This is a genomic window from Helicobacter felis ATCC 49179, assembly GCF_000200595.1.
Classification (GTDB): domain Bacteria; phylum Campylobacterota; class Campylobacteria; order Campylobacterales; family Helicobacteraceae; genus Helicobacter; species Helicobacter felis.
The window spans coordinates 1397627-1422848 of sequence record NC_014810.2 but is presented as its reverse complement, the minus strand read 5'-3'; the positions used below and the strand labels follow the sequence as shown (position 1 = coordinate 1422848).

Here is a 25222-nt window from a genome sequence, read left to right as displayed (position 1 = left end):
GTTTTTCATTTCCTACAAGTGGCTAAGAGTGTTATCTGTAGGTATTTTATCATATCAAAATTTTTAAAATTTCAGGGTGAGATTGGTCATCATGTGGCTGCGATCTTGGTAGTTGGCGTTATAGCCGGGCTGATTAAATTTTGGAAGTCCAAAATAGCCCACTTTATACCCCTGATGGATTTGCACGCCGTAATACTCAAACTTGATATGGGCAAGAATGGATGGCGTGAAAGCGTAGTCAAAGCTGATCGCAGCTGAATATTCATTGCTACGCCCCCGGTGCCCTTGCGCGTCTTTATTGGCATTGCTCACCCGCCCAAAGATATGCCAAGCAAACTTTTTATACACACTGCCCACTGAGCCATAGATGGTTGTGGTGTTGGCATTACTGAGCGCATCAGCTAGACCATCATAGCCGATATTGTCCCAAAAGTCATAAGCTACAATCCCATAAATATTATTCACATAGGAAGTGTTATTTCCCATAGGCATGGTGTGGCTACCCAATAGAGCATCAGAGTTGCCAAAGGTATTATAAAGTCCCAAAATGTAAGTAAATTTATTCCAACGGAAAATTTGGCGGATATTTAAAGTTACGCCGTATTTGCCGGTGGGCGCGCCGTGCTGGGGGTTGTCCCAAATGCTGTAAAGCCCTGTTTTAGGGTTATACCAGCCTGAATAATAAATGGGCACGGTTACCATCAGCAAAGTTTGGGAGCGAAAGCCCACTTGCTGAAAATTTTTATTGGTGTCATAAGTGAATTTGAAACCCGGAGCGTTATAGGTTTTAGGGGCAAAGTAGTAGTAGAACTCTGCACTTAAATTCTTATAGTCGTAAGTGGCAGTGATCCCATGCCAGCCGTAGTTAATCCATGAGTTGTCATTAGCACGAGTGCCTCCGGGCTTGAGATAGGGCACAACGGCATAGAATTGGTAAATCCAAGAGTTAAACGCCAAGCCCCGCCCAAAAGAGCTCCACCACCACAATCTAAGATTTTTTATAGGTCGGTAGTAAAGCTCCCAACCCTGATTAGACCCACTCATAAAGTTGATATTGGCCTCATAACGCCCTAACTTGAACCCAAAGATATTCTTATAATCGTAATCGATATAAGCCGTGTCCAAAATATAAGGGCGGGCATTCCATGCGCCAGATTGTGCATGCCCAGCATAATCAGGACCAAAATACTTGTTAAAAAAGTAACCATGCCAACCCCCGATGAAGTTATAGACATCCGAACCAATGAGTTGACCATTCTGATCTTTCAAATATTTCGTAGAGTCGTAGGGAACCCCCGCTATCTCGCCTCCCAAACTAAAACTTAGCTTGTGATCTGTGGTGTGTTTGGGCAATAGACCTAATTTAATTTGGGCAAAACCTGCTACATCTACAAAACTCTCTGTGGGATAAATGCCTTTCTTAGTATTAATGGGCGAATGGTTGAAACCAATTTTAGAGAAAGTATCCAAGCGACCTGAAAAACTATAGTCAAAAGCTTTTAGAAAAAGACAGCTCAGTATCCAAAGACCTAAGAAACGCCTATACATTACTAAACTCCTCAAATGGATGTTCTCATTCTAAAATATTCCCTAGTGAAAAGACCTTTTAGGCGGATAAACAAGTTAGACAAAGAGATTTGAAGTTTCATGAATGTTACCAAAAGATACCTAAAATTGGGCCTTAAGAGAGGTCATTAGAAAACTGCGGTTTTGAAGAGTGGGGGCGAAATTAGGGTTGTAGGCATTGCTCCCCACTAGATAACCTCTATGTGTGCTCACTTCATGGTAAACAAGACGCACATCACTTGTAACAAAGCGACTCCATCTAAAGCCGATATTGAGCGAAGCGGTTTGCTCATTGGCTCGGGGTGAAAAAGTGAGTTTTCCTAACAAACCCCAATAAAGTTTCTTATACACCCCACCCCCAAAAATAAACCCGGTAACTGCGTTGGGCGAAACCATATTGTCTATCAAGCCTCCATAAACGCTGTTGTCCCGGTAATCAATCCCAATGGGCGCACCATACCAGCCAATCTTTGCATTGGCATTGCCAACATTTTGATAATACCCGCCCCCAAAGTTAAATTCGTTGTAATCAAAACGCTGTTGGGCATAAATACTTGCCCCCCATGAACCTAAACGCGTGCCTCTGTAGTAGGTATCATAAAGATGAGGGCTGTAGGTAGGGAAGATCACCACAACTTGCGTTAAAGATTTAAAACCCACCCCCTTAAATTTAGGGTTACTATTATAGTGAAACTTAAAACCCGGAGTGATGTAAGTATTTGGGGAAAAATAGAGCAGAGGGGAAAAGGCAAAGTGATCGGTGTGGTAGTCTATGCCGATTGCATGGACGCCTAAATTAATCGCCTGCCCGTTCTTAGTGGTGGTGATGGGGGCATACCAATCCCTAATAAATTCCCCTACGGCTAACGCTCTTCCAAAAGAACTAAACCATCTTGCTTGAAAATGCTTTAAAAAACGATAGGAAACCTCAAAACCCTCTGTATACCCGCTCATAAAGGTCGTTTTAGCTGGATACCTTCCAGCAATGAGAGTAAAGGACTTTCCATAATCATAACGCAAATACGCATTATAAAGCACATAGGGGCGCGCGTGCCGATCAGATTCTACGGCCGAACTCTTCCAAGGAGCATTGCCCAAGAAGCCCCACCAACGACCCATGTAATAAAATACTTTAGAACCATAGACTTCTCCCGTGCTTTGATCGATCAAATAACGGGTTGAATCGTAAGTAATGCCCCCCAATCCTCCCCCTAGTCCACTTTTGATTTTATGCGCTTGATGTTGCCATAAAGTGGCATCTACTTGGGCTTTGATAGTGATTGTTACAAAACTCTCAGTAGGGTAAATCCCCTTAGAAGAATTGATGGGGGAATGATTAAAACCGATCTTAGACACCGATTCAGCAACCCCGCTTAAGTGATAATCAAACCCCCACAACGACACGCTACCGGTAAAAACCAGCCTGCAAATGCGCTTGAGCATTCAAACTTCTATAGACTTACTTTAATTTCGGTAAAAATATGGCTTCTGTCTTGTTGGGTGGCGGATTGAAGTGGCAAGTAAGGACCATTCCAGCCTATTTTATACCCATGGTGCATGTCCACATTGTAGTATTCCACTTTAATATCGGCATAAAAATGTTTGGAGAATTGGTAACCCAAGTTCACAGAAAAAACTTGTTCATTAGCGCGTGGCCCATAGGTGAGTCGCCCCAAACAACCCCACAAAAATCTGTCATGCACACCCCCTCCAAAAAGAAATCCTGTAAAAGCGTCCCCATCCATCATGTAAGAGAGGGAGTTAATGGTGTTGGCATAAACGCTATTGGTCCAAAAGTCAAAGCCTAAGCGGTTCCCGTGGTAGCCAATCATCCAGTTAGCGTTGCCAAAACTCTTATAAATCCCGCCCCCAAAGTTGTAGTTATTGAAGTCAAAGCGTTGTTTGATCATCAAGCTATGCGCGTTTTTCTTGGAGAGCATGCCAAATTGATAGGTGTCCCAAAAACGCTTGGCATAAAAGGGATTGAGCACGGTAATATCTGTTTGGGAACGCCAGCCCACCCCTTTAAAATTTGGGTTGCTGTCATATAGGAAAGTGAAGTTAGGATCGTATTCATTATTGGGTGAAAAATAGAAGAAAGGCACAATACTAAAGCCCTTATATTCCCATGTAACATAAAAGGCGTGCACCCCGGGGTTGATTTTTTTACCATTAGCCAAGACATAAGTTTTTGGCGAATAAAAGTTATACAACCATTCGTTATAAGCAAAACCACGACCAAAGGAACTAAACCACCAAAGTTTGAAATGCCCTAGCTTTAAGGTCATGTCCAACCCCTGCGTGTAACCACTCATGTAGTCCGCCGGAGATTCGTAACGCCCCCCTCTAAAGCGAAAAATATCTTTATAGGAGTAATCGATATAGGCGTTGTAAATTACATAATCTCTCGTGTTGTCGGCATAGCCTTGCACACAATTAGAGGCTGCTTGAGCACTCATGGTGCCTTTGGGAGGAGGGTTTGTTGTTGAATAGTCTGATAGCGTTTGGAGTTCCTGTGCGCTCATTCCCGCATAGTCTGCTTTTGAGCCCCCACCTAGCCCATACCAACACTTTGCCCATGGCTTTTGCCCGACTAACCCCCCCCAATAACCAAAATAGTTCCAAGCCATGCTGCCATAGGGCAAACCCGTAGCTTGGTCTTTCAAGTGCTTTGTGCCATCATAAATTAGGCCCCCGCCCATACCCCCTAAACTCCCTGAAAGATGGTGTCCGGCTGCTGTGGCGCTTTTGGAGAGTAATTCCGGGAAATCCAGTTGCAAATACGCCACCACAGTCATAAAGGTTTCTGTAGGATAAAGCCCTTTTTTCGTGTTGATAGGTTTGTTATTAAAGCCCACTTTGGCAAAGGACTCGGCCCCTGCTTTAAACTTAGCAAAGGATTCCAAATTGCGCCAATCTAAGGCTTCTGCTTCGCTCAACACTCCTAACACTGCTAGTAAGCTCTTAGAAAGCAAGGTAATTTTTTTCAATGCGCGTTCCTTGTATATGATGAGGAATGAATGTTAGCGCACACCCAACGCCTACATTTACCTTTGAGTGATAATAGCATGCTAGGCGTGTTTTTTTTCTTAGTTTGCTAGTCCTTTTAGGAAATCCCTAAAATGTCGCTACCAGGCTTGTAGTCAGACTGCTACGATCTTGATACCCGCCTTGACAGCCAGTTTTGCAGGGTGCATTTAAACCAGCTTGATAGCCCTTATTAGTGTGTATACCAAAATAAGCCAAAGTTACGGTCGCGCTTAAGATTTTATTAAAGGTATAGCCTAAAAGCAAGGTAACACGGCCATCATGAGAAACCGGCGAACTACTCCATTGCCACTGCATTTCCCAGTTAAATGTGTCTTTAAAATGTTTCCCTCCATAACCAAAGTTACCCGTTACCGCATCCGCTTTAATGGAAGTGCTCCAGTTCCCCGCATAGATACTATTATCTCCCGTGAGCACCCCGGCAGGGTTACCCATATTCCCAATCTTAAAATTAGGATTTTGAAAATTTTTAAGGAAAGTGCCCACGATAAAAAATTCGTTGAAATCGAAGCGTTGCTTGATCACTAAACTCTGCCCTGTGCGCGTTGCCGGAGTGTCAAAGGCGTAAGCAGGCGAACCGTCAGATTTGACAATCATCCATGGATAATAAATGGGGAAAAAGGCGAGCAAGGTTGTTTGGGAGCGAAAACCTCGCCCCGAGAAGTTGGGGTTGCTATCCCAACCCACTTTAAAGCCCGGAGCATTAAAAATTTTGGGGGAAAAGTAAAAAAAGCCCTCCAACTGAAATTTATGCCGTGAATAGTTGAGTTGCAGGGCATGCGTGCCTAAAAGAATGGGGTAACCGTGTTTATCATAACCCCCACTGCTGTTTTTAGTGTAATTGCCAGAAAAAGTGGGGCGTGCGGCATACCAATCTTGGATATAAGAACCGTAGGCAAAAGCGCGCCCCCAAGAGCTAAACCAAGTCAGACGAAAATCCCTACCCCCTCCATAGACCTCAAAGCCCTGTGTCCACCCACTGCGGTATTCCATTTTAGACTTGTAACGCCCTCCTTTGAAACCAAAATGATTTTTGTAGTCATACTCTATATAGGCATCGCTAAAAATATAATTGCGCACGGCGTTGCGATACTTGGCGTTTTTGACCGGAATTGAATCGTCATCCAAGACATTGACATAACCCCCCATAAAGCCATCGTAATAACCAAAAAAATCGCTGACAACAGACCCTTCAGAAGAGTTTTTAGTGCCATCATAGAGCACGCCACCCACTGCGCCCCCAAATTTTACCTTGATCTTATGAGAGGGGCTTTTGGGCAAAAAGTTTAAGTCCAAGCCTAAATACCCAACGATAGTGGCAAAACTCTGGGTGGGGTAAATACCCTTGTTGCGATCGATCTTGGAGTTGTTGAAGCCAATGAAAGCGGACTGATCGGCAAACCCCCCCAATTTATACGCAAAAATGTCTTTATAGGCATTTGACAGGGCAAAGGCATCCAAAGAGCCAGCACCCAAGGCCAAAGAGCCTACAAAAACCACAGCAGAAACCCTTGAGGTTGTCTGTCCACACGACCCATCTTGCATGAAGCCTCCTAGATCAGTAAATGGTGTTACTTGGCTATACTTTTTAAGAAAACAGCTCGCCGTAACTCTCTACATTATTACAAAATCTTTAGAGAGTCCCTAATAAATATGAGTTTTTTTTGCATAAAATAGACGATGCGCTACACATAGTAACTAAAAATGCATATATGAACCATTATTGAGGTGAAAGATTTCCTATAGAGTCTAACGCCTCTTGCAAACTTAGCATATCTGTAATGCTCAGTGTGGGCTTATTGCTTAACCTTTTGTTGAGATTTTTTAAAACACTTGTGCCAAATTCAAGATAATAGGAGGTGGCCAACTCGCAAGCTTGTAAACAGGTGTCATAAAGCACGGGTTGGATTAACTGCACGCCTAGATATTTTAGCGCGTCTTCTTTAGAGCTATAAGACACACCGCTAGCATTAGAGAGCACACTAAAATGATAGGTGTCCTCTAAACTTTCTGTTAAAAGCGCGCTAAAGTCTTTTAAGATGGGGTTTAAAATAGGGCAGTGGCTCACAACACTCATAGGCAACATCACTAATTTTTTAGCCCCCAAATCTTTAGCCTGCAATGCCTGTAAAATTTCTTTATGCCCTGCTAACACGACCTGAGAGCCGTTGAAATTAGCCGTATAAATCACCTGCCCTTTTTCTCTAGCCTGCGTGCAAAAATCTATAAGATTTTCTTTAGACGCGCCCAAGACTGCCAACATGCCTAACTCTTTAGGACTTTGTGCGCACGCGCGCTCCATCAAACGCCCCCGCTCAAACACTAATTTTAAGCCTTTTTCAAAAGACAACGCCCCACTAGCTCCATTGGCACTAATTTCACCCAAAGAGTGCCCCAAAGCCATTTGGACACGAAAAGAACCTACCTCAGCCATAAAAGCCCTAAAAGCCACCATAGACACCAAAAACAACGCGCTCTGTGTGTAGGGGCTTTGGTTTAATAATTCATTTTCTTCCCAAAGTAAGGCTTGCATGTCCGTCTTTAAAACATCGCTAGCTTCTTCAAACATCTCCCTAGCCAATTTGAGATGATTGTAAAAATCCTTGCCCATACCTACATGCTGAGAACCCTGTCCTCCAAATAATAGAACTGCCATATTTTTCCTTTTTAAAAAGTGTAACTTAAAAATACCAAGTGTGTGAAACAAACATGCTGTAGTCGCGCACAAACTTAGAACCAATTTCGGTATCAAAAGGGAATTTGAACCCTATTTCAATAGAGATGTCATGGTAGAGGATCACGGTTTGGAAACGGATTCCCACTTGGCCAAAGAATCGAAAAAAAGTATCTTTGAAACGCAAACTTGTAAAGGAGCGGTAATTTTCGATCAAAAAATTACGCGAAAAGCGTGAAGTGGTCCAAGTGTTTCCTGCAACCATCATGCCATAAAAGAACCCCCAAACATTCAGAGGATTTTTATTGTATTCCAACACAATATCTCCGCCTACTCCATAAGTAAACATGTTAGTTTCTACATTGCTACTCTTGTCCAAAAGCACGAAACCATAGTCTAAAAACGCATAATAACGGCTATACAGCCAACGATCTAGAGGGTTATACTCATAGCCAAAGAGAATCCCCGCCCCTTCAATGAGGCGCGTGTGTTTGACAGGCGTGCCATTTGTATCTGTATAAAAATGCATCACGCCTAATTGATACTGGCTTAAAAGAAAAGTGCGACTCTTGGCTGCATGTAAAAAGCAGATGGAGAAAATTCCTATAATACTTAAACAACGCGCGAAAATGCCTAATCCTAATAGTTATGATTGAGAGGGGAGCTCAAATTATCCTCGTGATTGTTCCAATTCTGTAAAATATTGCTGTTTTGGGGAGTGAATATGGGCCCTGTAGATTGCGTGGCATCTTGGATGGCGTTTTCTGTATCAATAATGCGATCGATTCTTTGTGTTGTCTTGGCATCATCCATTTTATGCTCGAGATTCTCTAAGGCAGGGTCTTGAGCCTGAGTTGTCTTGGTGGGTGTCGGGGTGGCTTTAGTAGATTTAGCACTATCTTTACAAGCTCCTAGCCACATACACAACACAGCCAAAGCACAAGATCGAAGCAGGCCGGCCATAGACTTCCTTTTTGGGCTATAATAACATGAAAACTTAAATGGATGCGGTGTGGCAAAAATAATTGAAGAGATGGATTTAAATCTCGGTTTGCCCTTATCTGATTTTTTGCAACTCTTGCTTTATCCGCCTAAGGATTATACCGCTTACACTTTACTAGAAAAACTTGAAAATGGCCAAGAAGGTTGCCTAGAAGTGCGCAAGCTTAGTGCCCATGCAGGCAAGATTCTCAAAATTAGAGTTCTAGCTCTTGCTTTTAACCAAGAGATTGATCTAGTCTGCTTTAATTACACTCCCTACCACACTAAAAGCTTTTCTCAATCTTGCTATTTTATCTATGGTAAAATTAGCATAAACCCTTACTCTAATAACTTCCAAATGGTCAACCCTACAAGAATCGATCGACCCCAAAGCATCGCTCTGCATTTCAAGTCCAATACGCGCCAAATCCCTATTTTTAAGAATCAAAAAATTAAGGATTACCAAGTATTTTGCCTAAGCGTGATTCATGCAGAAAACCTTATAAAACTTACGCAGATAGGCATCTCTTCAAAAATTATAGAGGCACTAGAGAGGATTTTCTACCCCACTTTGGAATTTGTAGAACGCTTCAAGGCACATAAGGGTTTTTTTGGGATTTATCTACAAGCACTCAAATATATTGAAGCTTTTGTCTATATGCGCGCTTTGAGCGCTAAAAAATGGGAGTTTCCAAGCAAGTTTGCCAGGCACGCTAATTTAGAAAATCTGCAAATTTTTCTTAAAAATTTACCCTTCACCCTCACTTCAGATCAACAAAGAGCCATTACAAGCATTCAAGCAGATATGCAGGGTCAAGTGGCGGCTAAAAGATTGATCATGGGTGATGTGGGGTGTGGTAAAACTATGGTTATTTTGGCTAGCGTAGCTTTAACTTTCCCGCATAAAAGTCTTTTAATGGCCCCTACAAGCGTGTTGGCCAAGCAACTCTATCAAGAAGCTCTTAAATTCCTCCCTCCCCATATTAAAGTCTCTCTTCTTTTGGGGGGCACATCTAAGAAAATTAAAGAAGAGGTGAATCATAGCACTTTTATTATTGGCACAACTACTTTGTTATATGCCTCTTTGGACACAAAAGAAGTAGGGCTTGTGATTAGCGATGAACAGCACAGATTTGGAAGCAAACAACGCCATGATTTAGAAATTTATGCGCGCACAGAAATAGGGGGGGTGGTGTGCAGTCCGCATTATTTGCAATTTTCAGCCACCCCTATTCCACGCACCCTAGCCATGATGGAAGCGAAGTTTATTAAAACCACTTTGATTAAAGATAAACCCTACACAAAAGATATTGAAACAACTCTCATTGATAGGACACATTTTCAAGCTCTCTTGCACCATATCCGCCATCAGATCGATTCTAAAAAGCAGGTCGCCATCATTTATCCCCTTGTTGAAGAGAGTGTGCGGCAGGATTATATGCCTCTTAGACAAGCAGAAAACTATTGGAAGACACATTTTGAAGGCGTATATGTTACAAGCGGTAAAGACGCTAACAAGGAAGAAATCCTAGAGGATTTTGCCAAAGAGGGGCACATTCTTCTAGCCACAACTCTTATTGAAGTGGGGATCAGTTTACCCAAGCTCTCAACAATCGTTGTTGTTGGACCTGAACGCTTAGGGTTAGCCACTCTGCACCAACTTAGAGGGCGCGTCGCAAGATTAGGCGGGAAAGGTTATTGTTTTCTCTTCACCCACTATGTCCACGATGTCCGCTTACTTGCCTTTAGTCAAACTTTAGATGGGTTTGAGATCGCTAACTTGGACCTCAAGCACCGGAATGCAGGAGACCTCTTGCAAGGCACGCAACAGAGTGGAGCGCATTTTAATTATTTGGATTTGGCTACCGATCAAGATGTGATCGCACAAGCGAGCCTTTTATTTTAAATATGAACCTAAAGGCTATTGTATTATCCATGTCTATTGTGCTATACTTAACTTTTCAAATTAGTTTATTGAGGAGCGTATATGGATATTAGCATGCCAGGGGGCTATGCCAAGCCTGCTGAAGTGGGTCGTGTAGCTGAGTACGATTACTCCATCGCCCGCCTCTTTATTATCGCCATGATCACTTTTGGGGTCATTGGCATGGTGATTGGCGTGGTGTTGGCTTTTCAATTAGCCTTTCCTAAATTAAATTATATTTTGGGTGAATATAGTATTTTTGGGCGTTTGCGCCCCTTGCATACCAATGGAGTGATTTATGGTTTTACTTTGGGAGGCATTTGGGCAAGCTGGTATTATATTGGACAAAGAGTCCTAAAGATTACCTACCATGATCATCCATTTTTAAAGGCTGTGGGTTATTTGCACTTTTGGCTCTGGATTATTGCGCTCGTGTTGGGCGTGGTGAGTTTATTTGCAGGTATCACACAAAGCAAGGAATACGCTGAATTAGCTTGGCCTTTGGATATTTTGGTGGTCATCGTGTGGGTGCTTTGGGGGATTAGCATGTTTGGGAGCATGGGTGTGCGCCGCGAAAATACTATTTATGTTTCTTTGTGGTATTACATTGCTACCTATGTGGGTATCGCCGTGCTCTACATCTTCAACAATCTCTCTATTCCTACCTATTTTGTCGCCAATATGGGCAGTCTTTGGCACTCCATCTCTCTTTATGCGGGCAGCAATGACGCCTTGGTGCAGTGGTGGTGGGGGCATAATGCGGTAGCCTTTGTTTTTACAAGTGGCGTGATTGGCACAATTTATTATTTCTTGCCCAAAGAGAGCGGACAACCTATTTTTTCTTATAAACTAACTCTTTTCTCCTTTTGGAGTCTTATGTTTGTTTACATTTGGGCGGGCGGACACCATCTAATCTACTCCACTGTGCCAGATTGGGTGCAAACCCTCTCCTCTGTTTTCTCTGTTATTTTGATCTTGCCCTCATGGGGAACAGCCATCAACATGCTCTTAACTTTGCGCGGTCAGTGGCACCAACTCAAAGAATCTCCTCTGATTAAATTCTTGGTTTTGGCCAGCACCTTCTACATGCTCTCCACCCTAGAGGGTTCTATTCAGGCGATCCGCTCTGTGAACGCGCTGGCTCACTTCACCGATTGGATTATCGGACATGTACATGACGGCGTGCTTGGTTGGGTGGGCTTCTCTCTCATCGCAGCGGTGTATCACATGACACCTCGTGTCTTTAAAAGAGAAATTTATTCTGCCAAATTGATGGATGTCCAGTTTTGGTTAATGACTTTAGGCATCGTGCTTTACTTCTCCTCTATGTGGGTGGCAGGTATTACTCAGGGGATGATGTGGCGCGATGTGGATCAATATGGCAATTTGGTCTATCAATTTATTGACACAGTGCGGGTGCTTATCCCTTATTATGTCATTCGTGGAATCGGAGGCAGTCTTTATCTTGTAGGCTTTTTCATCTTCCTATACAATGTGTTGATGACTATCCAAAAGGGGCGCGTGCTTGAAAAAGAGCCTGCTTATGCTACCCCTATGGGTTTGCGTTAAGGAGAACTCATGTTTAATTTTTTAGAAAAAAACCCTTTCTTTTTTACTTTGGCATTCGTGGTCGCCTTTGCCATTGCAGGGATTGTAGAAATTTTGCCCAACTTTTTTAAGTCAGCGCGCCCCATTGAAGGGCTCAAACCCTACAGCATTTTAGAAACAGCAGGCAGACAGGTTTATATCAAGGAGGGATGTTACAACTGCCATTCCCAACTTATCCGCCCTTTCCAAGCGGAAGTGCAACGCTATGGAGCTTATAGTTTGAGTGGGGAATATGCCTACGATCGTCCCTTTTTATGGGGATCTAGGAGAATTGGTCCTGATTTGCATCGTGTGGGCGATGTGCGCACCACTGCATGGCATGAAAAGCATATGTTGGAACCCACAAGTGTTGTGCCCGGAAGTATCATGCCTGCTTACAAACATCTCTTTAAAAAAGATAGCGACTTTGATACCGCCTATGCAGAAGCTTTTACAGAGAAAAAAGTCTTTGGCGTGCCCTACGATGCGCCCAATGGAGTTAAGTTAGGAGATGTCAAAGAGGCCAAAGCACGCTTTTTAGCTGAAGCCAAAGCCATTGTAGACAACATGCAAAACCCTGAAATTACCACAGCACTCAAAGAGGGCAAAGTAAAAGAGATTGTCGCGCTGATTGCCTATCTCAATAGCTTGGGGCAAGCAAGAATCGATCTTGGCGGGGCGCATGCAGGCCTAGCTTCTTCTAGACCAACATCTGCTAACAAGGAGTGAAGATGGATTTAGATGCGATTAGAGGGTTTGCTTATGTCTTTTTTACCATCCTTTTTACGATTTTTCTCTATGCCTACATTGTAAGCATGTATGTTAAGGATAAAAAAGGCATCACCAATTACGAGCGCTATAGCCAGCTAGCACTGCAAGATGAGTTGCATGATACACCCATCGAACCGCGTTCCTCCCTACTCCAACATAAAAGAGGCTAAATGGAAATCCTAAAAGATCATATTAATTCGTTCGCATTGGTCGCCGCCCTTGTGATCTTGGTCGTAACCTTGACTATCAGCTCTTCCTTGTTTAAGGCAATGCGTGAGAAGACCAATGAAGGAGTATTTTATAATAATGGGCATCAATTTGATGGTATCGGCGAGTTTCTCAATAACATCCCTACAGGTTGGGTTGTCAGTTTCTTAGTCGCTATTACTTGGGGTGTATGGTATATCTTTTTTGGTTATCCTGTGTTTAGCTACTCTCAGATTGGCGAATACAACAAAGAGGTCGCTCGCTATAATGAGAGTTTTGAGACTCGTTGGAAAAGTCTCAGTGTAAAAGACTTGACACAAATGGGACAGGGGATTTTCTTGGTCCAATGCTCACAATGCCATGGATTAGAAGCGACAGGTTTGGACAATACGGCTAGAAACTTGGTCAAATGGGGCAAGGAAGAGGGCATTATGGAGGTCATTGATCAGGGTTCTGTGGGCTTGGGTTACCAAGCAGGAGAAATGCCTCCTCTTGGATTGCCTGCTGATGACGCTAAAGCTGTGGCGAGTTTTGTAATGGCCAAGATTTCTAGTCTCAAACATACGCGATACCCTCAACTTGTCCAAAAGGGAGAGGCGATTTTTGCTAGCACATGCGCGTCATGCCATGGTCCTGATGGCAAGGGACAGGGAGGCATGGCAGCTGATTTGACTCGTTATGGCACCCCGGTTTTTTTAAAGGAAATTTTAGAAAAGGGCAAAAAAGGACATATTGGAGAGATGCCTAGTTTCGCCTACAGGCATTTCAATGAGATACAAGTGAATGCGTTAGCGCACTACATCCAATCCTTGCAAGGAGAAGAGTGATGAATGGTTTGTTTGGTTTAAATGGAATTTTGGGTTGTTTGATCGTGGTTCTCATTCTTTTGGGTGTTGTGGGCTTTTTTGGATTTCAGGCTGTCAAAATCCAACAAACAGAGGCCATGCATCCCTATCATCTCAATACAGATAAAATTGAGATGTTTGAGAAAAATCACCAATTCTATCAGGTTAAGGAATAGATATGTTTACAGGAATGGAAAAATTACTTGGCTTGTTTTTATTCGCCCTATTCATCATTACTGTGGTGCTTTATTTTTTAAAACCAAGTTTTCTTTTTGCTGTCTGATGCCTAGAGGAGGGCGCATTCTCTTTGCGCTTCTTTGTATCCTAAGTTGCTTGAGAGCCCAAAAGGGCTTTGTGCAGGATAATCTTGCACAGCACCTTGTGCCTAAAAGCGCGTCTTTGATCGAGCGCGTTTCTAGCGAACTCTTAGAAAAATCTGGAGTGCGCTTGGTTGTTTTTTTAGGGGGAGATCGTTTGCAAACTAAAGAAGAGCGTTTATCCTACCAGCGTTTGCGTCTAAAAGATTTGTCTGCACCTTATGTAGCTCTCTTTGCTTACTATCAAGCGCAAAAAATCGCTATTATATCGGAACCTGCCGATTTGATCGATGCTGATGGGATTTTCTTTGAGCGGATCGCTCCTTTTTTGCCTAGAAAATGGGAAGATGAGATGGCTAAAAACAATGCTCGTTTTTCGTTTGCATTGCTCAATGGTTACACATACATGGCCGATGCGCTTGCGCAGAAGTATCATATACACCTAGAAAACAATATTCAAGAGGAGAGCGCGAATAGTTTGGCAAAAACCATCCTCTATGTGTTGCTCTGCACCCTTTTAGCTCTGTTTTTCTATGGGTATTTTTTTGGAGTCAGAAAACATGGACACTAAAGAAAAAAACTATTGGCCTTTAGGGATTTTAAGCGTATTGCTCTTAGGAGTGTTGTTGGTGAGTGCTTTAGTCGTGGTTGCTATCAAATACACACCCAAAAACGATAATTCTTATTTAACACAGCACACCTATACGGATGCACACATCAACACCATGATCGCCCACTACCATACTTTTTTACAAAACTATAACCTCACCCTACAAAGCGACAATCAAAATCTTAACCCCCCATTTCCTTATTATCTCAATCCTAGCACCCCTCTTTTGCATTTGCATCTTAAAAATAATCAAATGCAACTTGTTTTTACAAGACTTCAAAAGGTTACCCCGCCTTTAAATGTCTCTGTCATACTTGTAGATATGGCCAAAGCCCATCCTTTTGAAAAACCTAAGTGTATGGAAGATATTAAGGCAATTGTCTGCACTCTTAACCCTTTTAATCTCTCCAGGGAGGGAAATTATAAAATCCTAATCAAGGTGGGTTTTAACAAGAGCTACATCCCCCTCATTCAACCTGCCTATGCGCGCGCTAGAAAGTAAAAGTGTAGTTCACATACCAAGAGTAAAGTCTCCTGATATATAGTGTTCCTTCATTTTTAGTTTGCAAGAATGGATTGTTTTTCAGCATGGGGAACTTAATCCCTCCCTCTACACTACTATGTTTCAAAATACGCAACCTGCCTCCAACATTCAATAGATATTGAAAGGCTGTAGGGCTCTTGTTAAGACCCGCATAAGTTAGAGCAAGATCACTGAAATCCGGAGTTGCCAATAGCCAAGAGTTGCCTGCAAGCTGAACACCTCCAAATACCCCTAAGGCGATCGCTTGGTTATTGATGAGATTGATGATTAAATCCGCTCCACCACCATAGGTAAGCATATTGGGTTCAACGGGCTTGTTAGTGCCAACGAGCTGTTGCAAGATACCCATCACATTAACTTGGCAATTAGGCATATTAAATTTTGGGGCAGGAACGGGTACACCTTTAGGGGCACTAGGAATACCGGGAACACCAGGAGCAGGGAAAGTAATCGGACTCCCACCTTTAAAATCACATTGAATTGGATCGGAGCTAGCCGTATCTTGACGATTGAAATGAATACCGGAAGTGTGGGCATAATCAAAGAAGCCATAAGCCTTAATGCCTACAAATCTACCTATGAAAAATTGATAACCTAGTTGTAGTCCAAACCCTCTTATGGGGGCATCAACCTCAGTCCTTTGCCCTCCATCTTGCATGCGCAACTGCGCTTTACCTTGCTGATAACCGCCTCCAATAAAAATTCCACTTCCATCCGTGGCTCCTAAAAGAGAGGTTAAAAAAAGAGCGACCGGCGACTTAATGCGCATGCTAATCCCTTTATTTAGATTTAATTTAGATAAATTCTTACTAAATCGGCCAGGTGTCTCTAATTTTAAGGTCTAAGAGATGTAAATTCTAAAAATCGCGCAAATAACTGATTTGAAACGCATAAAGACGGCGCACATCGGCGACTAAATTTGTGCCTTGCGCATTGGTAAGACTGAAATAACGATGAGTGATAGTAGGGACTTTGATACCTAATTCAATACCATTATGTTTAGCAAATTGCGCTCGGAGGGCAAAATTGACAAGAAATTGGAAGTTAGCCGGGCTGTAGCTAGAACTTTTATTTGTCTTTTTATAACTTTGGAGGTCTTTTTGAATGGAGGTCGCCCAACTATCCCCTGCAAACTGAACCCCTAAAGCCATTCCAAAAATAAAGTGCTTGTTGGTGTAAAAATTATAGAGCATGTCTATCCCGACACCATAAGTGTAGAGATTGGCATAGTATTGTCCGGCATAACTATCTTTTTCAGTAAATGTAGTATTACCAAATGTAAAGGAGTTATCCGTTGATCTAAGCACACCAAAACGACTATGGTTATAGTCAAAAAAACCAAAATAGCGCAAACCGACATTATGTTTTTGCCCAAAGAATTGCTTGTAACCTATTGAAATCCCCACACCCATTAAGGGAGGAAACGTCATAGTAGGATTGACAGACTTATCACCAGTAGTGGAATTAACTGCCTCGTTGCCGGCGTAATGTATCATGTTAGCAATCGAGCTAGCTTGGTAATTAAACCCCGCAAAAAAACTAGAGTGTTCGCCAACCCAAGCGTCTTTTTTAGCAGAGGTCTTTGCGGTAGCTACTGCTGTAGATGGTTGTTTAGTTTTTTTTTGCGCTTGTTCTTGATCATGATCATGTTCTTCATCATGGTCATGGTGCTCGAGTTCCTGCATCTTCTTAGCGTCTTCAAGAAGCTGATCGCCCCCACCACTTCCGTTAGGAATACCCGTAAGAGGTGTGTCCCCAAACCCCCTGATTCCCACAGCTCCTAAAGGATTAAATACCAATGCACCTAGTGCTATACTCTGTATCCACAGCAAACAAGGCCTGTGAAAATTACCAAAAATCTCAGTCTCATGGTTATCCATGCGCAGAATCCTTGCTCAATTATTATTAATTGATAATATTATCATATTACTTAATACTTGCTAAAGTCTAAAAAAAATTTTATTTTATTTTGTAATACTGAATATAGTAAATTTTGTATTCTAAGCCATTTTGTGCTAAAATGAAACACTTTATATTGCCCTTTTGGGGATTGCATGTTTGTTACTTTTTCTATGAGAAGTTTTGGTTCAGCATGTTTAGCGTTATTTCCGTTTACTTTTGCTTGTTTGAGCGGGCATAGTTTGACACCTAGAAATAAAGCGCATCTTAGAGAACTGTTAAAAAATCCAAAAATTCCGCTCTCAAAAATCAACACCCGCTATATCAGAGACATGAGCTATCTGTTTTGTTTGCAAGCACCCCTAGAAAAAAAAGGAATTTGCACCCCTTATCGAGAGAATTTTTCTGGGATTGAAACTTGGGATGTAAGTCATGTGGAAAATATGGAAGGCATGTTTATGAATCAGGTGCATTTCAACCACTCTTTAAAACGCTGGAACACGGGTCATGTAAGAAACTTTAGTTACATGTTTGCCAACGCCACTAGCTTTAACCAACCCTTAAACTCTTGGAACACTTCTAGAGGTGTGGATTTTAGTTACATGTTTGCCAACGCCACTAGCTTTAACCAACCCTTAAACTCTTGGAACACTTCTAGAGGTGTGGATTTTAGTTACATGTTTTATCAGGCCAAGAGTTTCAATCAACCTCTTAGTCGTTGGAATCGTTGGCAACGCGAGCACAGCCCCCCTCAAAATTTTAGCTACATGTTTGCCAACGCTACACAATTCAAACAAAATATTCTTATGTGGAAGAATTTAGAAAATGCCCAAACACAAGGCATGTTTTTAGGGACAAAGGTCAAAACGCCATTTTCGCCCCTCTCTCAAGATATACCTCCAAACCTCTTAAAATTCCTCCATTATCCTAAAAACAAAAAAGAACTTATCGCGCTTTTAAAAGATTCAACGATCCCTTTGGAAAGCATTAACACCGGCCTTGTAGAAGACATGAGCTATCTTTTTTGCGACAAAGAAAATATTTATACGCGCCTCAAACAACTACCCATTAGAAATGGATCTTTATGGGCAACACGCGACAGCGAATATAATCAAATCTTAGAATTCTATCACCGTTGCACTACCTTAGAGAATCGCACAAATTTAGAGGGAATTGAAACATGGGATGTCAGTCATGTTAAAAATATGGAAGCGATTTTTATGGGGCGCAAGGTGGGTGTCTCGCTCAATAACTGGGATACAAGCAGTGTGATCAATATGAAAGCAGCTTTTGCTTTTACGGCTTTTAATCAGCCTTTGGACATGTGGGAAATGCAACATGTCCAAGATAGCAGCTTTATGTTCTATGGTTCTAGAGACTTCAACCAACCACTAGAAGACTGGGATGTGAGTCGCATTCAAAACATGAGCTATATGTTCAGTCTCACTTATCATTTTAATGGCAATATCACAACTTGGAAGCCTGCAAGCGCGACAAATTTACAAGGAATGTTTAAGTACGCGACCGCATTTAACCAACCTATTGGCTCTTGGGATGTTAGCCATGTCAATAATATGTCCTATCTTTTTTATGGGGCCTTTATGTTTAACCAACCCCTCAATACTTGGGATGTGAGTCGTGTAACAGACATGCAAAAAATGTTTTTCTATGCCAAGAGTTTCAATCAAGATATTTCTAGTTGGAATACCAAGAAAGTTACCAATATGTACAAAATGTTTGCCTATACCAAAAGTTTTAGTCAGGATTTGAGCAGATGGCATCTTGATCAGGCGAATGTCCGGTGCATGTTCTTCCATGCAACTGGAATGAAAACCTTTGGTATTGCTTATAATCTAAACTGCAGTTAAAGTTTGGCACAAATCTAAGAAAGTTTCCATCGTATACATGGCTAGGGCGCGTGTCATCTTTTGATGGCACGGCAGAGAGAGGGTGGCTTTGTAAAAATCTTGGGCTTTAGGCAAATGTATCGCCCCTAGGCGTTCTTGATAGAGTTTAAAAGTGTGTATGGGTTTATAATGCACTTGCACGCCAATTTGTGCCTTTAATAACCCCTCTAGCAGTTTAGATTTAGCCTCCCAAAGAGTGGGGTTGAGCAAAACAGGGTAGAGATGGTTAGAGCTTGTTATGTGGGAGGGCAAGCTAGCATGCAGTGGGATAGCGTATGGATTATCCGCTAAAAGATCGTCATAAAGACGCGCGATTTCCTCACGCACAGCCACAAAGCGATCAAGTTTAGAGAGTTGACTAAGGCCCAAAGCACTTTGAATTTCATTCATTCTAAAATTGTAGCCATAATCCAAAACCTCCACATGAAAACCTTCATTCCTCACCCCATGCGATCTCAATAGTTGGAGTTTTTCATAGAGGGCTTGGTTGTCTGTAGCAACTAGGCCTCCTTCAGCAGTCGTGATAGATTTAATGGCATGCAGGCTAAAAATGGTGGCATCGGCTAAAGAGCCTACTTTTTGTTGTTTATAGCTCGCGCCTAAGGCATGAGAACTATCTGAAATAAAAACAAGTCCATGCCGGGCGCAAAACTCTTTAATGGATTCCACTTCCACACTTTTACCCCCATAATCCACACTAATAACCGCTCTAATTTTTTGGCGATCAGAACATCGCTGGTATGTTTCTTCTAGCAAATGAGGATCAAGATTACCATCTTCGCCAATATCACAAAATACGGGGGTTGCTTGACACGCCAAGAGCATGTTAGTAGTGGCCACAAAACTAATAGGCGTGGTGATAGCATGCATTCCTGAGAGTCCTAAAGCTTTGTAAGCCATCAAAAGAGCTGAAGTCGCGCTGTTGCAAGCGATCACATATTTTACTCCCAAATAATCGGCTAACGCATTCTCAAAGTCTCTTGACAAAGGTCCTTGTGTCAAATGCGCGCCCTGCAAGGCGCGCACCACAGACTCTATATCTTCTTGGTCAATACACTGCGTGCTATAGGGATTCATGACTCTCCTTACATGATTGTAAAAGATCTAGTGGATGAAAAAAGACCAAAATTTCAGAGGTGAAAACAAAAAACCCCCGCGTATGCAGGGGAACACAAGGCGATTTTAGTTGTTTTTACCACAACCACAACCACCACTATTTTTTTCGCTATGTTTATTGCTATTGGTGTTGCAACTATTGTTATTATGATTATTGCTCATAGTGTTCTCCTTTCTAAAGATTGGAAACTGCAGTTTCCACATTCAGTATAGCTAAAATTCTCTAATACAAGTCTCTAAGTTTTTTTTAACTTGTGCGCTGTGTTGTAAAAATTCTTGATGGGCATGCGCTCCTACATAGTTACTCACGCAAAACACTCCCATAGCAGGAATTTTAAACGCCTGCGCTGCGCTGAGGACGGCAAAAAATTCCATATTTTCTAAGAGGATACCCGCACAACTCATCTGTTTGGCAAAGTCTTGATTGGTATGAATGTAATTGCTCGAATTGACCTTGGCAGAGGGCAATTTTTTAGATTCAAAAAGCGCGCTCTGCACCTCAAGATAGTTTTCTAGTGGCGTGTAACTCTGCGCTTGTGCAAAGCTTTGCTCAATTTGATAAGCCTCCTTGCTCTTAAAAAGACTTAAGAGAGGAATCTCTTTGGAATACGCCCCGGCACTGCCCACAAAGATCAGCTCCTTAGGTCTCTCTAAAAGGCAGAGTCTGCTTAAGCAGATCGCACTCTCAATAAGACCCACACCGATACTTTTAGCTCCTAACAAGTTTTCTATTCTACCTGCACACACGAACATGATGATTCCTTTTTAAGCAGTTCTTAGACTATTTTATATTAAAGTGCGCCCACAATGAAAGCCAAAGACGCTTCTCCACTTAAAAAAGCCTTTAAAGACCTCCAAAGAGATAATGTCAAGATCACTTTGGCTGTTGTGTTTGTGGTGTGTATCGCGGGCATGTCTTTAGTCTTAGGGCATGTGCACATACACCTTCCTTTGCTCGCTTTGGCGACTGTGGTGGGGGGGTATATGGCGATGAACATCGGGGCTAACGATGTCGCCAATAATGTAGGGCCTCTAGTGGGCTCTCAAGCGATCACTTTGGGCATGGCGATTTTACTGGCCGCTATTTGCGAAGTTTTAGGGGCTGTGCTAGCAGGTGCGGATGTGGTGCAAAGCATCAAGGGTAAAATTATCAACCCTGCACACATCCATGATAGCGCAGTTTTTGTAGGCATGATGCTCTCTGCTCTGCTTTCAGGGGCTATTTGGTTGCACTTGGCCACTGCTATTGGCGCGCCTGTTTCTACCACACACTCTATTGTAGGGGGGGTGTTGGGAGCAGGTTTGATGGCCGGAGGTGTGGGGGCTGTCGAGTGGCATTTCTTGGGAGGAATTGTAGCTAGTTGGGTCATTTCTCCGGTAATGGGGGGGGGAATTGCTATGGGTCTGCTTGCTGGCATCAAACATGTTTTAAGCGACAAAGAAGATAAAAAACAAGCTGCCATGCAAGTGATGCCCATTTTAGTGGGAATCATGGGTATGGCCTTTACTTGGTATATGTTTGCCAAAGTTTTAAACAAAAAGTTACCTTTTATGTTGCAGGGATGGCAGGACATTCTCTTAAGCTTCATAGCAGGTTTGTGTGTCTTTTGGATCTTTAAATCCTATGTTGCTAAAAAACTTCCTGGTTTAGAAAACACCAGAGAGAGTGTGCACACTCTTTTCACCTACCCGCTTATTTTTGGCGCGGCCTTGTTAAGTTTTGCGCACGGAGCTAATGATGTAGCCAATGCTGTAGGCCCTTTAGCAGCTATTGTGCAGAGTTTGCAACAATGGGGGCAGAATACCATTCCTACGAGTGCTTACGCGCCCATGTGGATCATGCTCATTGGGGGGATGGGGATCGCTTTAGGCCTAAGCCTTTATGGCCCCAAACTCATTAAAACCGTGGGGAGTGAGATTACAGAACTAGACAAAATGCAGGCTTTTTGTATCGCGATGGCGACTGTGATTACCGTGCTTTTTGCCTCTAAATTAGGTTTGCCTGTAAGCTCGACTCATATCACTATCGGAGCGGTTTTTGGGGTGGGTTTTCTGCGTGAGATGTTGCATAGGCGCACCCTAGAGATGAAGCAAATGATCTTAGATGCCCATGCTGGCGAAGATGCTAGCGTGATTAAAAATTTCTTAGAACGCTTTGAAAAGGCCAGTCCCCAACAAAAAAAGGAGATGTTAGCCTATCTTAAAGCACTCAAAAAAGATAATAATACCCTAGAGTACTCTATAGGTTTGAGTAAGAAAGAGCGCAAATCGCTCAAAAAAGCTTATAAGAGCGAGCTTGTTAAGCGTTCTGTGATCAAAAAGATTGTTACGGCTTGGCTGATCACCGTGCCTATTTCTACCCTGTTAGGAGCGCTAGGATATTATCTTATCGATGTCTTTGGTGTTGTGGGGCGACTCTAAAGTGAAATCCACGCTCCACTTTTTAAGGAGTTGTTTTCTTGGGGCTGTATGAACCGTTGCTCATGCTTCTTTTAGCTCTTTTATTAGTTTTACTGAACGCTTTTTTTGTGCTCTCTGAGTTTGCTATTGTCAAGGTGAGACGCTCTAAACTTGAAGAGTTGAGCTTACACAATAATCAAAACGCCATCTTGGCTCTTAAAATCAACGCCTCTTTAAATACCTATCTAAGCGCGACACAGTTAGGAGTTACCCTTGCGTCCTTGGGTTTGGGCTGGTTGGGCGAACCAGCCATTGCACATTTTATTACGCTTTTTTTACAAAAATGGATTCGTTTTGAGAGTTTATATGTCGTGGCGCATAGTCTTAGCGTGGTGATCGCCTTTAGCTTCATCACGCTTTTACATGTGATTTTGGGCGAGATTGTGCCTAAATCTATTGCGATTGTGCGCGCTGAGAGTGTGGTGTTGTGGATCGCGCGCCCCTTGCATGCTTTTTGGCTGATCTCTTATCCCATTGTCAATCTTTTTGACTTCTTGGCTAAGATTGTGCTCAAAATTTTTGGCATTGAGCCTCAACATGACAGCACGCATTCTGAAGAAGAACTAAAAATCATCGTGGGGGAGAGTCTTAAAGGGGGTGTGATCGATTTTGTCGAAGAAGAGATCATCAAAAATGCGGTGGACTTCTCTGATACCAGCGCTAGAGAGGTGATGACTCCTAGAAATGACATGGTCTGCATTGATTTAAAATGTTCTTATAAAGACAATATCCAAACCATGCTCAAACACCCTTTCACGCGCTATCCTTGTTGTGATGGTAATAAAGATAATGTCTTGGGGATGATCCACATTAAGGATGTGCTTTCGGCATCTCTGCTTGATCCGCAGGACACGCAAAATTTTAAGAATTTACTGAAAGAAATGCTGATTGTGCCCGAGAGCGCGTCTATTTCTCAGATTTTGCTCAAGATGAACAATAAACGGGTTTACACCGCCTTAGTAGTGGACGAATACGGGGGCACTTCCGGCCTGCTGACTATGGACGACATTATTAAGGAGATCATGGGTAATATTTCGGACGCTCAAGATTTGAGCAAAGAGGGCATCAAGCGTCTTGATGAAAACACTTTTGAGTGTGATGGAATGGTGGACTTGGAAAATATGGCAGAGTTGCTTAAGGTTAAATTTGACCCTGATTACGAGCAGGTTACTTTGGGGGGATATGTCTTTAGTTTATTGGAACGCCTGCCAGAGGTGGGCGATGTGGTAGGCGATGCGCATTGTATCTTTGAAGTATTGGACATGGATAAGGCGCGTATCAAAAAACTTAAATTGATGAAAAAGAATCTCTAGTGCGGTATTTGGTTGGAATTGTATGCGTTACAGGGTTGCTTTGGGGCGCATCTATTGGGAATGATGGCACGCAACAGGTTTCCCTCAAAGAAGCTTGGGGGATTGTTTTAAACAATTATGATGGGATCAAAGCGCAGGATTATGCGGAGAAAAAGGCTAAAAAACTCAGCACGGCAGCCAAACTTTCCTTTTTGCCTCAAATTGATCTGAGTGCTTTTTATGTGCATTTAAATAAGCCGGTGGAAACACAGCTGCTCAGCCAAACTACCCGCGCAAAATTACAAAAACTTGACACAAGACTAGCTACTGATTTGGGCAAGCCACCGCTAAGTGCTCTAGGGGGGGGCGCTCTAGCTGGGGGGTTGGGAAGTGCACTGGGCGTACTAAATCAACCCCTGCTTTTTTCTAAAGAAAATGTAGTTTTGGGGGCTTTGAGTATCATTTACCCTCTCTACATGGGTGGGGCGCGCTTTTATATGAGCAAACTCGCCTCTTTAGCGCATAAAGAATCAAGGGAGGTTTCGCGCTTAAAACGGCTTTCTACTTTCCAAGAGTTGGTAAAAATTTACTATGGCTTGGTGTTGAATAGAGAAGTTTTGAGCGTGCTCCAAGATGTAGAAAAGGGACACTTAGAGCATTACCAAAACGCCCTCAAACGCCAAAAGGCAGGCCAAATCGCGCGCATAGAAGTGCTCAGTGCCTCTGTAGCCTATGAAAAAAGTAAGATCAAAACCATGCAAGCTAGAGATGCCCTAGAGATCGCCAATTTAGCCTTTAATACCATTCTTTCCAAGCAAGATACTTCTAGCGCGCATTTTAGCCCTGTAGCTAATTTAAATATCCACCCCAAGAGTTTACCCAATCTCAATTTTTTTATTCAGGAAACTTTGAGTTCTTACCCTGCTCTTAAAAGTTTGGCCATTAAAAGACAGAGCGCGCATGAAATGGTCAAATTGCAGGTGTCTAAATTCCTCCCTCATTTTAACTTTTTTGGGGCTTATATTATGAAGCAAAATAATTCCACCTTAACGAATATGATTCCAGAATGGTTTGTGGGTGTGGGGGCGCGTCTGCCTATTTTGACTCCCACAGGGCGCATCTTGCACTACCAAGCTGCTAAAATTGACGAACTCCAAACCAGCGCGCTCCAAAGTCAGGCAAAAAAAGACATGGAACTTTTGGTGCACAAAACTTATTTGCAGTGTCAAGCCGCTTTGCGCGAGTACAATAGTCTTAACACAAGCATTGAGCTGGCCAAAGAAAATTTAAAACTTCAAGAAGAGGCGTTTAAGGAAGGGATGAGCACAAACTCTTTAGTGATCGATGCGCGCAACGCCCTTTCTGGCGCGCTTATTGAGCAAAAGACGAGCGCTTTTAAATACATTAGCGCACTTGTGGACTTGATGGCTTTAGGGGATCACATCGATCTTTTCTATGATTACGCACACTAGGA

Annotated in this window: 22 protein-coding genes and 1 pseudogene; 12 read left to right on the top strand and 11 right to left on the bottom strand. The window is 42.6% G+C overall.

Annotation, left to right across the window (positions count from 1 at the left end; translation table 11 throughout):
- Nucleotides 1-63 precede the first annotated feature (63 nt).
- The 7 genes from HFELIS_RS07205 to HFELIS_RS09390 form a co-directional block, all read right to left on the bottom strand.
- Nucleotides 64-1548, bottom strand: coding sequence for an outer membrane family protein (locus HFELIS_RS07205; protein ID WP_013469891.1), 1485 nt, complete (start codon nt 1546-1548; stop codon nt 64-66).
- A 120-nt stretch (nt 1549-1668) separates the two neighbouring features.
- The gene (locus HFELIS_RS07200; protein ID WP_013469890.1) at nt 1669-3009 is read right to left on the bottom strand and encodes an outer membrane family protein; all 1341 of its coding nucleotides are present in this window, start codon (nt 3007-3009) and stop codon (nt 1669-1671) included.
- Nucleotides 3010-3017: 8 nt separating this feature from the next.
- Nucleotides 3018-4517, bottom strand: a complete 1500-nt coding sequence (locus tag HFELIS_RS07195) for an outer membrane family protein (RefSeq protein ID WP_104686896.1) — start codon at nt 4515-4517, stop codon at nt 3018-3020.
- Between the two features lie 166 nt (nt 4518-4683).
- Nucleotides 4684-6159 carry an outer membrane family protein gene (locus HFELIS_RS07190; protein ID WP_013469888.1) on the bottom strand — a complete coding sequence of 492 codons (1476 nt, stop codon included), beginning with the start codon at nt 6157-6159 and terminating at the stop codon, nt 4684-4686.
- Nucleotides 6160-6334: 175 nt separating this feature from the next.
- Complete coding sequence (locus HFELIS_RS07185) at nt 6335-7270, bottom strand: ACP S-malonyltransferase (RefSeq protein ID WP_013469887.1); 936 nt, start codon at nt 7268-7270, stop codon at nt 6335-6337.
- 25 nt (nt 7271-7295) lie between these two features.
- Nucleotides 7296-7919: an outer membrane protein gene (locus tag HFELIS_RS07180; protein WP_324725631.1), complete on the bottom strand. Its 624-nt coding sequence runs from the start codon at nt 7917-7919 to the stop codon at nt 7296-7298.
- An 8-nt stretch (nt 7920-7927) separates the two neighbouring features.
- Complete coding sequence (locus tag HFELIS_RS09390) at nt 7928-8251, bottom strand: hypothetical protein (protein ID WP_013469885.1); 324 nt, start codon at nt 8249-8251, stop codon at nt 7928-7930.
- Between the two features lie 70 nt (nt 8252-8321).
- Here HFELIS_RS09390 and recG point away from each other — a divergent pair, with 70 nt between their 5' ends.
- The 8 genes from recG to HFELIS_RS07135 all read left to right on the top strand — a co-directional run bounded on the left by recG (nt 8322) and on the right by HFELIS_RS07135 (nt 15032).
- Nucleotides 8322-10175, top strand: coding sequence for an ATP-dependent DNA helicase RecG (gene recG, locus HFELIS_RS07170; protein ID WP_041303351.1), 1854 nt, complete (start codon nt 8322-8324; stop codon nt 10173-10175).
- A gap of 93 nt (nt 10176-10268) precedes the next feature.
- Nucleotides 10269-11762, top strand: a complete 1494-nt coding sequence (gene ccoN, locus HFELIS_RS07165; RefSeq protein WP_104578524.1) for a cytochrome-c oxidase, cbb3-type subunit I — start codon at nt 10269-10271, stop codon at nt 11760-11762.
- 9 nt (nt 11763-11771) lie between these two features.
- On the top strand, nt 11772-12509 hold the full coding sequence (gene ccoO, locus HFELIS_RS07160) for a cytochrome-c oxidase, cbb3-type subunit II (protein ID WP_013469882.1): 738 nt from the start codon (nt 11772-11774) through the stop codon (nt 12507-12509).
- 2 nt (nt 12510-12511) lie between these two features.
- Nucleotides 12512-12721, top strand: coding sequence for a cytochrome c oxidase, cbb3-type, CcoQ subunit (locus HFELIS_RS07155; protein ID WP_013469881.1), 210 nt, complete (start codon nt 12512-12514; stop codon nt 12719-12721).
- Entirely contained in the window at nt 12722-13585 is an 864-nt protein-coding gene (ccoP, locus tag HFELIS_RS07150) for a cytochrome-c oxidase, cbb3-type subunit III (protein WP_013469880.1), read from the top strand.
- Nucleotides 13585-13779: a DUF4006 family protein gene (locus HFELIS_RS07145; RefSeq protein WP_013469879.1), complete on the top strand. Its 195-nt coding sequence runs from the start codon at nt 13585-13587 to the stop codon at nt 13777-13779. Before ccoP ends, HFELIS_RS07145 begins: the two co-directional genes overlap by 1 nt.
- A gap of 178 nt (nt 13780-13957) precedes the next feature.
- Complete coding sequence (locus HFELIS_RS07140) at nt 13958-14491, top strand: hypothetical protein (protein ID WP_231844167.1); 534 nt, start codon at nt 13958-13960, stop codon at nt 14489-14491.
- Nucleotides 14481-15032 (top strand): hypothetical protein, encoded by a 552-nt coding sequence (locus HFELIS_RS07135; RefSeq protein ID WP_013469876.1) that lies wholly within the window; start codon nt 14481-14483, stop codon nt 15030-15032. Before HFELIS_RS07140 ends, HFELIS_RS07135 begins: the two co-directional genes overlap by 11 nt.
- Here the strand turns inward: HFELIS_RS07135 and HFELIS_RS07130 are convergent.
- Nucleotides 15022-15843 carry an outer membrane protein gene (locus tag HFELIS_RS07130; RefSeq protein ID WP_013469875.1) on the bottom strand — a complete coding sequence of 274 codons (822 nt, stop codon included), beginning with the start codon at nt 15841-15843 and terminating at the stop codon, nt 15022-15024. The two genes, HFELIS_RS07135 and HFELIS_RS07130, sit on opposite strands and share 11 nt — an antisense overlap.
- Before the next feature lie 88 nt (nt 15844-15931).
- Nucleotides 15932-16624, bottom strand: a pseudogene (locus tag HFELIS_RS07125) (outer membrane protein); the annotation flags it as partial.
- Nucleotides 16625-17305: 681 nt separating this feature from the next.
- On the opposite strand from HFELIS_RS07125, the gene HFELIS_RS07120 reads away from it, so the two are divergent.
- Nucleotides 17306-18841, top strand: a complete 1536-nt coding sequence (locus HFELIS_RS07120; RefSeq protein ID WP_231844166.1) for a BspA family leucine-rich repeat surface protein — start codon at nt 17306-17308, stop codon at nt 18839-18841.
- Here the strand turns inward: HFELIS_RS07120 and pseC are convergent.
- On the bottom strand, nt 18827-19957 hold the full coding sequence (gene pseC, locus HFELIS_RS07115; protein ID WP_013469872.1) for a UDP-4-amino-4,6-dideoxy-N-acetyl-beta-L-altrosamine transaminase: 1131 nt from the start codon (nt 19955-19957) through the stop codon (nt 18827-18829). The two genes, HFELIS_RS07120 and pseC, sit on opposite strands and share 15 nt — an antisense overlap.
- Nucleotides 19958-20209: 252 nt before the next feature.
- The gene (locus HFELIS_RS07110) at nt 20210-20749 is read right to left on the bottom strand and encodes a phosphorylase family protein (protein ID WP_013469870.1); all 540 of its coding nucleotides are present in this window, start codon (nt 20747-20749) and stop codon (nt 20210-20212) included.
- Nucleotides 20750-20803: 54 nt separating this feature from the next.
- Here HFELIS_RS07110 and HFELIS_RS07105 point away from each other — a divergent pair, with 54 nt between their 5' ends.
- The 3 genes from HFELIS_RS07105 to HFELIS_RS07095 all read left to right on the top strand — a co-directional run bounded on the left by HFELIS_RS07105 (nt 20804) and on the right by HFELIS_RS07095 (nt 25220).
- Nucleotides 20804-22417 carry an inorganic phosphate transporter gene (locus HFELIS_RS07105; protein WP_013469869.1) on the top strand — a complete coding sequence of 538 codons (1614 nt, stop codon included), beginning with the start codon at nt 20804-20806 and terminating at the stop codon, nt 22415-22417.
- Nucleotides 22418-22479: 62 nt separating this feature from the next.
- Complete coding sequence (locus tag HFELIS_RS07100) at nt 22480-23769, top strand: hemolysin family protein (RefSeq protein ID WP_041302882.1); 1290 nt, start codon at nt 22480-22482, stop codon at nt 23767-23769.
- Entirely contained in the window at nt 23769-25220 is a 1452-nt protein-coding gene (locus tag HFELIS_RS07095; RefSeq protein ID WP_013469867.1) for a TolC family protein, read from the top strand. Before HFELIS_RS07100 ends, HFELIS_RS07095 begins: the two co-directional genes overlap by 1 nt.
- Nucleotides 25221-25222: the final 2 nt, after the last annotated feature.